The organism is Escherichia sp. MOD1-EC5189 (genome assembly GCF_002966045.1).
GTDB lineage: Bacteria > Pseudomonadota > Gammaproteobacteria > Enterobacterales > Enterobacteriaceae > Escherichia > Escherichia coli_F.
Map to the genome: position 1 here is coordinate 71,409 of NZ_PTRX01000014.1, position 13,827 is coordinate 85,235.

At 51.4% G+C, this 13,827-nt stretch carries 10 protein-coding genes; 7 read left to right on the forward strand and 3 right to left on the reverse strand.

Features of this window, described 5'->3' with window-relative positions; all coding sequences use genetic code 11:
• The first annotated feature begins 174 nt into the window (after positions 1-174).
• Positions 175-834: a vWA domain-containing protein gene (locus tag ATB02_RS14025; protein ID WP_000003194.1), complete on the forward strand. Its 660-nt coding sequence runs from the start codon at positions 175-177 to the stop codon at positions 832-834.
• Complete coding sequence (locus ATB02_RS14030) at positions 831-1,592, forward strand: PP2C family serine/threonine-protein phosphatase (RefSeq protein ID WP_105271764.1); 762 nt, start codon at positions 831-833, stop codon at positions 1,590-1,592. Before ATB02_RS14025 ends, ATB02_RS14030 begins: the two co-directional genes overlap by 4 nt.
• 64 nt (positions 1,593-1,656) lie before the next feature.
• On the opposite strand, the gene ATB02_RS14035 is transcribed toward ATB02_RS14030, so the two are convergent.
• Positions 1,657-2,118, reverse strand: coding sequence for a YegJ family protein (locus ATB02_RS14035; protein WP_032184543.1), 462 nt, complete (start codon positions 2,116-2,118; stop codon positions 1,657-1,659).
• A gap of 200 nt (positions 2,119-2,318) precedes the next feature.
• Here ATB02_RS14035 and yegI point away from each other — a divergent pair, with 200 nt between their 5' ends.
• Complete coding sequence (yegI, locus tag ATB02_RS14040; protein WP_105271765.1) at positions 2,319-4,265, forward strand: protein kinase YegI; 1,947 nt, start codon at positions 2,319-2,321, stop codon at positions 4,263-4,265.
• Between the two features lie 12 nt (positions 4,266-4,277).
• On the opposite strand, the gene yegD is transcribed toward yegI, so the two are convergent.
• On the reverse strand, positions 4,278-5,630 hold the full coding sequence (gene yegD / locus ATB02_RS14045) for a molecular chaperone (protein WP_105271766.1): 1,353 nt from the start codon (positions 5,628-5,630) through the stop codon (positions 4,278-4,280).
• 133 nt (positions 5,631-5,763) lie between these two features.
• Here yegD and alkA point away from each other — a divergent pair, with 133 nt between their 5' ends.
• Entirely contained in the window at positions 5,764-6,612 is an 849-nt protein-coding gene (gene alkA, locus ATB02_RS14050; protein WP_105271767.1) for a DNA-3-methyladenine glycosylase 2, read from the forward strand.
• 109 nt (positions 6,613-6,721) lie between these two features.
• Here the strand turns inward: alkA and ATB02_RS14055 are convergent, their stop codons facing one another.
• Positions 6,722-10,039, reverse strand: a complete 3,318-nt coding sequence (locus ATB02_RS14055) for a diguanylate cyclase (RefSeq protein WP_105271768.1) — start codon at positions 10,037-10,039, stop codon at positions 6,722-6,724.
• A 317-nt stretch (positions 10,040-10,356) separates the two neighbouring features.
• Here ATB02_RS14055 and udk point away from each other — a divergent pair, with 317 nt between their 5' ends.
• The 3 genes from udk to asmA all read left to right on the forward strand — a co-directional run bounded on the left by udk (position 10,357) and on the right by asmA (position 13,546).
• Entirely contained in the window at positions 10,357-10,998 is a 642-nt protein-coding gene (udk, locus tag ATB02_RS14060; RefSeq protein ID WP_000132077.1) for a uridine kinase, read from the forward strand.
• 91 nt (positions 10,999-11,089) lie between these two features.
• Positions 11,090-11,671: a dCTP deaminase gene (gene dcd, locus ATB02_RS14065; protein ID WP_001234777.1), complete on the forward strand. Its 582-nt coding sequence runs from the start codon at positions 11,090-11,092 to the stop codon at positions 11,669-11,671.
• Positions 11,672-11,692: 21 nt separating this feature from the next.
• Positions 11,693-13,546, forward strand: a complete 1,854-nt coding sequence (asmA, locus tag ATB02_RS14070; protein ID WP_105271769.1) for an outer membrane assembly protein AsmA — start codon at positions 11,693-11,695, stop codon at positions 13,544-13,546.
• The last annotated feature ends 281 nt before the right edge of the window (positions 13,547-13,827 follow it).

A 13,827-nucleotide genomic window follows, 5' to 3' on the forward strand; every position in this document is an offset into this window, starting at 1 on the left:
AGTTATGTTACTCCCCCCTTATTGTCAATCTGTAAGTCCACGTTCTTGCGGGGCGAATAGCAAAACCCTCTGCGCTTATGGGCCGAATTCTGAAAGTTGCTTTGCCTGCTCTTATTTCATTATTGCAGTCGGTATGATACCGGACCTCAATAATTCTCTAAGAAAGGATTTCTTATGAGCGAACAAATCACGTTTGCCACCAGCGATTTTGCCAGTAACCCGGAACCACGTTGCCCCTGCATTTTGCTGTTGGATGTTTCTGGTTCGATGAGTGGTAGACCTATTAATGAACTTAACGCCGGATTGGTTACCTTTCGCGATGAACTGCTTGCCGATTCGCTGGCCTTAAAAAGAGTGGAACTCGGTATTGTGACGTTCGGCCCGGTGCATGTGGAACAACCATTTACCAGCGCCGCTAATTTTTTCCCGCCCATCCTGTTTGCCCAGGGCGATACACCAATGGGGGCCGCCATTACCAAAGCCCTGAATATGGTTGAGGAGCGCAAACGTGAGTATCGCGCCAATGGTATTTCCTATTATCGTCCGTGGATTTTCCTGATTACCGATGGCGCACCAACCGATGAGTGGCAGGCTGCTGCCAACAAGGTGTTTCAGGGGGAAGAAGATAAGAAGTTTGCCTTCTTTTCCATCGGTGTTCAGGGGGCGGATATGAAGACGCTGGCCCAAATCAGCGTTCGTCAGCCTTTGCCTCTTCAAGGATTACAATTCCGCGAACTGTTTAGCTGGTTATCCAGTTCGCTGCGTTCGGTTTCCCGCTCCACGCCGGGAACGGAAGTTGTACTGGAAGCGCCAAAAGGCTGGACCTCAGTGTGAGCTGGCGTCTGGTTTATGCATCAGCCGTTGGAACGTCGCACATCAGCGCTGACTTGTCTTGCCAGGATGCCTGCCAGATGCAGGTTGCCTGGCTAGAAGACCAGCAGCCATTATTGTCGGTATTTGTCGCTGATGGCGCAGGCAGCGTCTCGCAGGGAGGCGAAGGTGCGAAGCTTGCCGTCAATGAAGCGATGGCTTATATATCGCAAAAAGTGCAGGGTGGGGAATTGGGGCTTAATGATGTCCTCGCAACGGATATTGTACTGACTATTCGTCAGCGATTTTTTGCCGAGGCAGAGGCCAAAGAATTAGCGGTTCGCGATTTTGCCTGCACATTTCTGGGACTGATTTCATCGCCTAACGGCACATTGATTATGCAGATTGGCGATGGTGGCGTGGTGGTAGATTTGGGGCACGGTTTGCAATTGCCGCTCACGCCGATGGTGGGTGAATATGCCAACATGACGCATTTCATTACCGATGAAGATGCCGTTTCCAGACTGGAAACTTTCACCAGCACTGAGCGTGCGCATAGAGTTGCAGCATTTACGGATGGTATTCAGAGACTGGCGTTAAATATGCTGGATAATTCTCCGCATGTGCCTTTCTTTACCCCGTTTTTCAATGGACTGGCGTCAGCAACGCAGGAACAACTCGATTTATTACCTGAATTGTTAAAGCAGTTTTTGTCCAGCCCAGCGGTAAACGAGCGTACCGATGATGATAAAACGTTAGCACTGGCTATGTGGACAGAATGAACATCGCATGGCGGTTGAAGACAACGGTTCAACCGCCAGTTTAAGCAATCAATATAATGGCTGGCTAGCGAACTAATTTTGCTCTTAGCTCGTCGGCTTCTTCTTTTGGATAGGTGACCAATAAAGGATCAATGGTATAACCACCGTAAATTTTATCCCCGCGCGTATACATCCAGTCTGAAATATCTTCTTTCTTGATTTTCCACTCCTGGCCATATTCTACGTTTGTAACAATACCAGGGTCATTGCTTATTATACCAATAAACATGCCGTTAGAATAAGTCACATCCGTGAGCCAGAAATGCTCGGTTTCTCCGCGATCGGTTATCGGGGCTTTGACTGCGAAAGTATCAGCATCTTTTTTATTCATAACTTCGATGAATTGATCGGTTTCTTTCCGCGCATGTTTAATCGCGTCAGACATCGCCTTTTTATCATAACCTCCCGTCACTAACGTATCCGAAACTTCACTAAAGCCCGCGGTAGTAAAAAATAGCAGACACAACATAAGTAATATCTTTTTCATTTTTTCTCCAGAATCCCTGTGTAGTAAAAGTTAGCAAAAAACCTGTGGAAGTGAATCATTATCAGGTTGGAATTGAATTGTATCCTGATGAAATTGCATTATCATTTTTATTCTTGAGTGGGACTCTTCCAATATGGAAATAATTATAATGGGCAGTGTTATTATTCATTGAAATATAATATGACTGCCCTTGAAACATTATGAAGAAAAATATAAAAGTATTTACATCGACAGGTGAATTGACCACTCTCGGGCGTGAACTGGGCAAAGGTGGCGAAGGCGCGGTTTATGATATCGAGGAGTTTGTCGATAGCGTCGCCAAGATTTATCACACGCCGCCACCCGCCTTAAAACAGGACAAACTTGCCTTTATGGCTGCGACAGTTGACGCGCAGTTGCTGAATTATGTCACCTGGCCGCAAGCAACGCTTCATAGTGGACGAGGTGGGAAGGTTATCGGTTTTATGATGCCAAAAGTTTCTGGTAAAGAACCGATTCATATGATCTATAGCCCGGCACATCGTCGCCAGAGTTACCCTCATTGTGCGTGGGATTTTCTCCTCTATGTTGCGCGCAATATTGCTTCATCTTTTGCTACGGTTCATGAGCACGGGCACGTCGTGGGTGACGTAAACCAGAACAGCTTTATGGTAGGTCGCGACAGCAAAGTGGTGTTGATCGATAGTGACTCCTTTCAGATTAACGCCAATGGCACACTGCATTTATGCGAAGTCGGCGTGTCGCATTTTACGCCGCCAGAGCTGCAAACCTTGTCGTCATTTGTTGGCTTTGAACGCACAGAAAATCACGATAACTTTGGCCTTGCATTGCTGATTTTTCACGTCTTGTTTGGTGGTCGGCATCCTTATTCCGGTGTACCGCTTATCTCTGATGCGGGTAATGCGCTGGAGACGGATATTGCCCATTTCCGTTATGCCTACGCGTCAGACAATCAGAGACGTGGCTTAAAACCGCCGCCACGATCGATTCCGCTATCGATGTTACCGGGTGATGTTGCAGCCATGTTTCAGCAGGCGTTCACGGAAAGTGGCGTGGCAACCGGGCGTCCGACGGCAAAAGCGTGGGTTGCGGCACTGGATTCTCTACGCCAACAATTAAAGAAATGTACCGTTTCAGCAATGCATGTTTACCCTGGTCATTTAACCGACTGCCCGTGGTGTACACTGGATAATCAAGGCGTTATCTATTTTATTGATCTTGGCGAAGAGGTGATTACCACCGGCGGTGATTTTGTGCTGGCGAAAGTCTGGGCGATGGTGATGGCGTCAGTAGCACCGCCAGCACTACAGTTACCATTACCCGCTCATTTCCAACCAGCTGGCAGGCCGCTTCCTTTAGGCCTGTTACGGCGTGAATACATTATTCTGATTGAGATCGCACTGTCAGCGTTATCGCTGTTGCTTTGCGGTCTTCAGGCAGAACCGCGTTATATTATTTTGGTGCCTGTGCTGGCGGCTATCTGGATTATTGGCAGTCTGACAAGCAAAGCTTACAAAGCAGAAGTCCAGCACCGTCGTGAGGTATTTAATCGTGCGAAAATGGACTATGACCATTTAGTCAGCCAGATCCAACAGTTGGGCGGGTTGGAAGGTTTTATCGCCAAACGGACGATGCTCGAAAAAATGAATGACGAAATTCTCGCTTTACCGGAAGAAGAAAAGCGCGCGGTGGCATCACTTCACGACACCGCAAGGGAACGGCAGAAGCAGAAGTTTCTGGAGGGATTTTTTATCGATGTTGCCTCTATTCCCGGCGTTGGCCCTGCGCGTAAAGCGGCGTTACGGTCTTTTGGTATTGAAACAGCAGCAGATGTTACCCGTCGTGGTGTTAAGCAAGTGAAAGGGTTTGGTGATCATCTGACACAGGCGGTTATCGACTGGAAAGCGAGTTGCGAACGCCGTTTTGTGTTCAGGCCGAATGAAGCGGTAACGCCAGCAGACAGACAAGCGGTAATGGCGAAAATGACCGCCAAACGACATCGGCTGGAATCGGCGTTGACTGTCGGTGCGACAGAGTTGCAGCGATTCCGCCTTCATGCTCCAGCACGGACCATGCCGTTGATGGAGCCGCTACGTCAGGCGGCAGAAAAACTGGCTCAGGCGCAGGCTGATTTAAGCCGCTGCTGAGCCATTTTTCAATTAACGAAACACCACTTCTGCCCAACGTGCCAGCCCGGCGGTAACCGACCCAAAGTCATCGCCGCCTGCAATCGGAATGCCCGGCAACTGTTCTGCCAGCGCTTTTTTAATCAGCGGCGATCGGGCGCTACCGCCGGTCAGATAGATGACATCCGGTTTTTCCTGGGCGTTATCCAGCGCCAGTTGCACCTGTTCCAGAATTCGCGCCAGCGGCTGACTGAGGGCGTTTTCCAGTCCTTGTTGGCTAATCAGTGTTGCCAGTTCATCGCTGATAAACGGCAGCGATGCGCGGGTTTCCGCTGCGCTGGAAAGGGCGATTTTGCTCTCTTCCGCGCTGCGTACCAGCCGATAACTTAAACGCTGACGCCAGACTTTCTGTAACAGGGCCACTTTCTCCGGTTCGCGGGCGTCGCGTACCAGGTCGTTAAGCAGACGACCGTTAGCACTACTGTAGAAATCACTCTGCGCAGGTACATCGTTGATGGCAACCGCATTCCACCACGGCAGAATCGGCAGGGCGATGCCTTTTTCGGTTTCGCCACCCATGCCCAGTAACGGCATCAGGTTTTTAAACGCCAGCGCGATATCCAGATCGTTACCACCAATACGGCAACCACTATGACCCAGCAGGCTGGCTTCACGATCGAGGCGCGAACGCCACTGTGGCCCCATTAGCAGTAAAGAACAGTCAGTCGTACCACCACCAATATCCACCACCAGCACCCGTTTTTCTTCCTGCAAGGTGGCTTCGTAATCCAGCCCAGCCGCCACCGGCTCGTACTGGAATACCACATCCTTAAACCCGGCACGCTTCGCTGCGCGCTCCAGAATCCCTTGTGCCTGGGCGTTTGCTTCATCGCCGCCCAGCCCCTGGAAGTTGATCGGGCGACCAATCACCGCCTGGGTAATCGCTTCTGGCAATTGCGCCTGCGCCTGTTGGCGAATATGCAGCATCATTGCGCAGACCAGATCCTCAAACAGCGCCACCTGCTGCGGTTTTAAGCCGCTGGCACCGAGGAACGATTTTGGTGATTTCACAAACCACACTTCTTCCGGATCATCAATGTACTGCGCCAGTGAGGAAAGACCGAACTGCACGCTTTTCGCCGTGATATCGATATCTTCTTCGCGGTTATAACGAATCGCCCGACGTAATAGCGCCTGCGTTTCATTGTCGTCTGCCGGAACATCATGATGGCGGTACAGCCATTCGCTTACCGCTTCACGCGTTGGCGCGCAAAGCATTGAAGGCAGCAGCGTGCTGTCGTTTTCCATTTTTAGCAAATGCGGTTTACCGTCACGCATGACCGCCACTGAACAGTTTGCTGTACCGTAATCAAAACCAATAAACACGAAATAATCCCCATGCCGGTGAAGAAGGGGCGTGACTTTAGCGAAATGTTGCCGTCGCGACAACCGGAATATGAAAGCAAAGCGTAGCGTCTGAATAACGTTTATGCTGAAAGCGGATTAACAAGGAGATGCGATGTATACCCTGAACTGGCAGCCGCCATATGACTGGTCGTGGATGTTGGGATTTCTCGCCGCCCGTGCGGTGAGCGGTGTTGAAATGGTTGCGGACGATTATTATGCCCGTAGTCTGGCGGTGGGCGAATATCGCGGCGTGGTGACTGCTATTCCGGATATAGCCAGCCATACTCTGCACATAAATTTAAGTGCAGGTTTAGAACCTGTTGCCGCTGAGTGTCTGGCGAAAATGAGCTGCCTGTTTGATCTGCAATGTCACCCGCAGATTGTGAACGGTGCGTTGGGAAAGTTAGGCGCGGCGCGGCCAGGATTGCGTTTACCTGGTTGTGTTGATGCTTTTGAGCAGGGCGTGCGGGCGATTTTAGGCCAACTGGTGAGCGTGGCGATGGCGGCAAAATTGACCGCCAGAGTGGCACAGCTTTATGGCGAACGGCTGGATGATTTTCCGGAGTATGTCTGCTTCCCCACGCCTCAGCGGCTGGCGGCAGTCGACCCGCAGGCATTAAAAGCGTTAGGTATGCCGTTGAAACGGGCAGAGGCGCTGATTCATCTGGCAAATGCAGCGCTGGAGGGCACCTTACCAATGACAATACCGGGCGACGTAGAACAAGCGATGAAAACGCTGCAAACTTTTCCGGGTATCGGGCGCTGGACTGCGAATTATTTCGCCTTGCGCGGCTGGCAGGCGAAAGATGTTTTTCTGCCGGATGATTATCTGATTAAACAGCGATTTCCGGGAATGACACCGGCACAAATCCGCCGTTATGCCGAACGCTGGAAGCCCTGGCGTTCTTATGCGCTGTTGCATATCTGGTATACGGAAGGCTGGCAACCAGACGAAGCATGACGTTGGTCGCCGGATGCGGTGCGAGCGCCTTATCCGGCCTGGGGAATGAGCGATTTGTAGGCATGATAAGACGCGTTAGCGTCGCATCAGGCAATGGGCAAACGCTCCCTCAGTTAATCGCGAAATAACTGCTATTCACCAGCAAATCCAGCGGTTGGGCATCGGCAATCACATCGCCATAAATCAGATCGACGCCGATGCCAGAAAGCGTATCCATCACTAAGGGTAAAACAACTGGCCCGGCGATAGTCTTCACCCCGAGTCGCTGAGCGTGCCCCTGAATAATCGTAATCAGCATCTCATCCATCAAATTACCCTGCACGCTGGCGCATAGCTCACCGTCAAGTAGCAGGTAATCTGCCATATTCGCTTTCAGCGTGTTGAAAATTTGCAGATCGCGACCCACCTGGCTGAGTACGATCCTGCAACCGGCCAGCCGCAGTTTTTGCACGCTTTCTGCGTGATCGATAACCGCTTCTGCCGGAATAATCAGATGTAATAACCGTGGTGGTAGAGGGCTATTTTCCAGCTGCTCAAGCAGTTCATTCACCAGCGCGGCGCTACTCAAACCGGTAACAGAAAGGGGGAGGGCGATGCTTAAGCCTTTACTGGCAATCGCTTTTGCGGTCTGCTGGAAAAATTCATGGAGTACCCGGCGGTCAAGAGCATGGTTAAGCGCCGGATCACCGAAGCTACGACGAAATGTTTGTTCATCAAAAATCTCGCCTTCGCAACCCCAGAGTTTTAGTGATATCAACCACAAATTACGCGCTTCCGGGATCCGTGGCGAAGCGACGCCGTGGGCGATCATCATCAACTGATTCTCTTTAATCATCCGCCACTGTTCATCAATCGACATCGCCGCCCGTTCGATATGTGCGTCAGCTTGCTGCGGTTCGTAAACTGTCACCCGGCCGCGGCCACCATTTTTGGAGGCATAACAGGCGATGTCAGCCTGCGACATCACTTCAACCGCCTGATGATTGTTGTCATCAATCAAGGTAATCCCGGCACTGGCACCGACCCGATGTACACGTCCTTCCCATATAAAGTGATAGTCATTCACGGCGCTGATAATACGTGTAGCGATAAAACGCGCACTTTCGACATTACAGTCTGGCAGCAGCAGACCAAATTCATCGCCACCGAGCCGCGCCAGCACGTCGCTGGAGCGCAGCATACTCAGCATCAATGACGCCAGTTCGCGCAACAAAGCGTCGCCAGCGGCGTGTCCGGCGCTGTCATTCACCGCTTTAAAGCGATCAAGATCGATAAACACTAGGGCATGTCGCTGATGTGTACTGTTTACCGTTTGCAGCAGGATGCGTAGTTGCTTCTCAAAACTGGCGCGATTGGCGAGATGCGTCAGTGCATCATGGGAGGCGCTGTAGCTCAGCTGCCGTAACATTTTGCGTGATTCGGTAACGTCCTGAATCACCAGAACCGAACCAATATTGCTGCCATCCAGAGTACTTAGCGGTGTAATACTGTAATGCACGTCGTAGCTGCCGCCGCTTCGACAATGCAACACTACATCTTGTTCAATCGCGGAACGCGAGGTGTCGGCACTGTAAATGTTCTCCATCAGGGGACCATTGTCGCCAAAGGTAATATGCAACACCGTCAGGAGCGGAACACCTAGCGCTTCTTCCTGCGTCCAGCCGCTCATCTTCTCCGCCACTGGATTCATAAAGGTAATTTTCATCGCCATGTCAATACAGACCACGGCTTCGCCGATGGAGTCCAGCGTAATATGCAGGCGCTCTTTTTCCTGAAACAGTGCCTCGTTAAGCTGTTTCACTTCAGTCATATCCATATTAATGCCGAGCAGGCGTTCAACTTCGCCTTCTTTATTCAGTACCCGGTTAGCGAGGGCGCGGATATGGCGGATACCGTCTTTCACGGCAATGCGAAATTCCAGTTTAAAGGGCGAGCGTGATTGCAACGAATCGCGAATCACTTTTTCGGCGTGTGCGCGATCTTCCGGCAATACACACTCGTACCACACCTGCCAGTTCGGTTTGATATGCGGAGGAATTTCATACAGCTCGAACATCCGCTTATCCCAGCTAAAAATATTCGGCTTCAGCTCCCACTCCCAGATGCCAATCCCGCCCGCTTCGTTAGCCAGCGTGATGCGCTCCATCAGTTGCTGGTTCACCTGTTCGGTGCGTTTTAGCTCGTTAATGTCTTCAATCTGAGCGATAAAATAGAGCGGCGTACCATCGGTGTGGCGCACTAGTGAGACGGCAAGCAACGCCCAGACAACATCGCCATTGCGGTTGTAGTAGCGTTTTTCCATTGAATAGGTGTTTATTTCACCGCTTATCAGCTTTTCAACCTGTTGCAGATCTTTATTGAGATCCTCCGGCCAGGTCAGTTGCTGAAAGGTGAGTCCGCACAGCTCTTCCTGGCTGTAACCGAGAAACTGGCAGAGTGCTTTGTTGGATTGCAGCCATTGTCCCTCGGTGCCCACTAACGCCATACCGATAGCGGAATATTCCATCGCGTTCCGAAAGCGGGTTTCGCTTTCGGAAATGTGTTTGCGTTCCGCACGAAAGGCATACATCACCATCGTCATGATGTTGGCGGGCAGCAGGATCAGCAAAAACGGTAGCCACGGCATATGGCTCATCAGGTATGTACGCGGCGTAGCAAGCAGGGAGGGATCAGCGGCCATCATCAGTGACACCATCATCACCGTGGTAAGGAAGATCAAAAAGGCTTCCATTCGTGGCAGGCGCACGGCGCTCCACATCAACAGCACAATAATGAAAGTAAAAGGCCACGGCAGATACAGCATCGAAAGCCAACTTAACGTCAGTGTGATGGCTAACGTGAGCAGCGACTCAAAAAGCAACCTTGGGTTGCGATGGCGCAGCAGATAGTGTGGTTTAAATAACAATCCCAGCGGCACCAGTGCCAGTGCGCCGATGGATTCTGACAGTACCCATATCAAAAATGCCCTGAGAGGATCGTCTCCGGGCGTCAGCAGGATAACCAGAACACCCCCTAACAGAGGTGGAACAATGGCGCTGCCGAGTGCCAGACGCAGCCAGTCAGCCAGATTTTGCAAGGGGTTATACCACGGCAGCAATTTACGCAGTAGCACTGCCCCGACCACGGCTTCAACAATATTGATGGTCGTCCAGGTCATGTTCAGCGAGCTGGTGGAAAAAAGCAGGATGGATGCGGCGATATTTCCCAGCGAGCAGCTCAGCGCAATCCCCGGCCACATGCGCCCGGCATGGCGATAAAACGCCACCATCATGATGGACGTCGGGAACCACAGTGGGGCGAGTTGGGTGCCAAACTGCGAAAGCTCAAGCGAGAAAAGGGTGAAGATAAACGAGACTAAACCTAAACTGACCAGGTGAAGCAGCGGGTGGGGCAGGGCAATTAATACATGCTGTGATTGTTTGCTCATTACCGCTTTATCCGCAAGACCAGGTCGCCAGTATTCGTTTCTGTGTTTATGCTAGTACAAAAGTTTTACATTTTATATGCGAATTGCTCATAAAGTGACGTAAAGGCGGATAATTTGCGCAACTGCGTATAACATTTTTTACCTTGTATAAAACTGATCAACGTAATTTGCCACCGGGAATTCTTCGTCAACAATTAACTCTGAGCGCGCGGCAACGCTATTCGACTGGTATCAGGCGGATGAAATCCCTATAATTGCCGCGTTTGGCGCTTCGTCGCCCCCTTCCTAACATCCAGGTTAATCAGGTCGCTAAATATATGACTGATCAGTCTCATCAGTGCGTCATTATCGGTATCGCTGGCGCATCGGCTTCCGGCAAGAGTCTTATTGCCAGTACCCTTTATCGTGAATTACGTGAGCAAGTCGGTGATGAACACATCGGCGTAATTCCCGAGGACTGCTATTACAAAGATCAAAGCCATCTGTCGATGGAAGAACGCGTTAAGACCAACTACGACCATCCCAGCGCGATGGATCACAGCCTGCTGCTTGAGCATTTACAAGCATTGAAACGCGGCTCGGCAATTGACCTGCCGGTTTACAGCTATGTTGAACATACGCGTATGAAAGAAACGGTAAAGGTTGAGCCGAAGAAGGTCATCATTCTCGAAGGCATTTTGCTGCTGACGGATGCGCGTTTGCGTGATGAACTTAACTTCTCAATTTTCGTTGATACCCCGCTGGATATCTGCTTGATGCGCCGCATCAAGCGTGATGTTAACGAGCGTGGGCGTTCAATGGATTCCGTGATGGCGCAATATCAAAAAACTGTGCGCCCGATGTTCCTGCAATTCATTGAGCCATCTAAACAATATGCGGACATTATCGTGCCGCGCGGCGGGAAAAACCGCATCGCCATCGATATATTGAAAGCGAAAATAAGTCAGTTCTTTGAATAAGCTTGATAAATTGTGTACCGTTCAGTGATAACCTGGTATGCCCTTGACGTAATTGGCGTTAAGGGAGTGATGCACGAAAGGAGAAAATGCCATGCGTCTGTGTGACCGAGATATTGAAGCCTGGCTTGATGAAGGCCGTTTGTCGATCAACCCACGTCCGCCAGTGGAGCGTATTAATGGCGCGACGGTGGATGTGCGCCTGGGCAATAAATTTCGTACCTTCCGTGGTCACACGGCAGCGTTTATCGATCTGAGCGGTCCCAAAGATGAAGTGAGCGCCGCGCTTGACCGCGTGATGAGCGATGAGATCGTACTCGATGAAAGCGAGGCGTTTTATCTTCACCCAGGAGAGCTGGCGCTGGCGGTGACGCTGGAGTCGGTGACGCTGCCAGCCGATCTGGTGGGATGGCTGGACGGTCGTTCCTCACTGGCGCGTCTGGGGCTTATGGTGCACGTCACCGCGCACCGTATCGATCCGGGCTGGTCTGGCTGCATTGTGCTGGAGTTCTACAACTCCGGTAAGCTGCCGCTGGCGCTGCGTCCGGGCATGTTAATTGGTGCGCTGAGCTTTGAGCCGCTTTCCGGCCCGGCGGCGCGACCTTACAACCGCCGTGAAGATGCGAAATACCGCAACCAGCAGGGCGCGGTAGCCAGCCGAATCGATAAAGACTAATTCAGGCCCATTGAGGATACCATGAGACGATTTCTGACGACGCTGATGATACTCCTGGTCGTGCTGGTGGCCGGGTTATCTGCGTTAGTGTTGCTGGTGAATCCGAATGATTTCCGCGACTATATGGTCAAGCAAGTTGCTGCACGTAGCGGTTATCAATTGCAGCTCGACGGGCCACTGCGTTGGCACGTCTGGCCGCAGCTTAGTATCCTCTCCGGGCGAATGTCTCTCACTGCCCAGGGCGCGAGCCAGCCACTGGTTCGCGCAGACAACATGCGTCTGGACGTGGCGCTTTTACCACTGCTGAGTCATCAACTGAGCGTTAAGCAGGTGATGCTAAAAGGGGCAGTGATTCAACTGACGCCGCAGACGGAAGCGGTGCGCAGTGAAGACGCTCCGGTTGCACCGCGCGACAATTCCTTGCCGGATCTGTCAGACGATCGCGGATGGTCGTTTGATATATCCAGTCTTAAGGTGGCGGACAGCGTGCTGGTGTTCCAGCATGAAGATGACGAGCAGGTGACAATCCGCAATATTCGCCTGCAAATGGAACAAGATCCCCAACATCGTGGTTCATTTGAGTTCTCCGGGCGGGTTAATCGCGATCAGCGCGATCTCACGATATCCCTTAACGGTACGGTAGATGCTTCTGATTATCCGCATGATTTAACGGCGGCTATTGAACAAATTAACTGGCAGTTGCAGGGTGCCGATTTACCAAAACAAGGTATTCAGGGGCAGGGGAGTTTCCAGGCCCAGTGGCAGGAGTCACATAAACGCCTTTCATTTAACCAAATTAGTTTGACCGCCAATGACAGTACGCTGAGCGGGCAAGCACAGGTCACGCTGACAGAGAAACCGGAATGGCAGCTGAGACTGCAATTCCCGCAACTGAATCTTGACAACCTCATCCCGCTTAAAGAAACAGCGAACGGTGAAAACGGTGCCGCGCAGCAGGGGCAGAGCCAATCCACGTTGCCGCGCCCGGTCATTTCTTCGCGTATTGATGAACCGGCCTATCAGGGATTGCAAGGCTTTACGGCTGATATTTTGTTGCAGGCCAGTAACGTGCGCTGGCGCGGAATGAATTTTACAGACGTTGCCACGCAAATGACCAACAAGTCGGGTTTGCTGGAAATTACTCAACTGCAGGGCAAGCTTAACGGTGGACAGGTTTCGCTGCCGGGCACGCTGGACGCGACATCAATAAGTCCGCGGATAATCTTCCAGCCACGGCTGGAAAACGTTGAGATTGGCACCATTCTGAAGGCGTTTAACTATCCGATTTCGTTGACCGGAAAGATGTCACTGGCTGGTGATTTCTCCGGTGCTGACATAGATGCCGACGCATTCCGCCACAACTGGCAAGGACAGGCGCATGTCGAAATGACGGACACACGCATGGAAGGGATGAACTTCCAGCAGATGATTCAGCAAGCGGTAGAGCGTAATGGTGGTGATGTGAAGGCCGCTGAAAACTTCGATAACGTGACGCGTCTTGACCGCTTTACCACCGATTTGACGTTGAAGGATGGCGTCGTGACGTTAAACGACATGCAAGGTCAATCGCCTGTGCTGGCGCTGACAGGGGAAGGCATGTTGAATTTGGCAGATCAAACCTGCGACACCCAGTTTGATATTCGGGTCGTGGGTGGCTGGAACGGGGAAAGCAAACTGATTGATTTCCTCAAAGAAACGCCAGTACCGCTGCGGGTTTATGGCAACTGGCAGCAACTTAATTACAGCCTGCAAGTGGACCAGCTGCTACGCAAACATCTACAGGACGAAGCGAAACGTCGCCTGAATGACTGGGCCGAGCGGAATAAAGATTCCCGCAATGGCAAAGATGTGAAGAAGTTGCTGGAGAAGATGTAAGTCATCCAGATGACATATGCTGTAGGCCTGATAAGACGCGTAAGCGTCGCATCAGGCAATCACGTAGATTACTTTCAGCAAAGATGAATCATCTGTATAAGTAAGATACTTCAGCGAGGGTGTTGGTCCGGCTGTAAATCGCCGAATCGTTTCCTGTAGGCCGGGGCAGCCCACATGGATGTGGGCTGAGGGCGCGTTTTACAGGGATAATGAGATGGACGCTCCAGATTTTACGGTATCAAAGTACCAGACTGGATCGTTGCAATACGTCCTGAAAAATT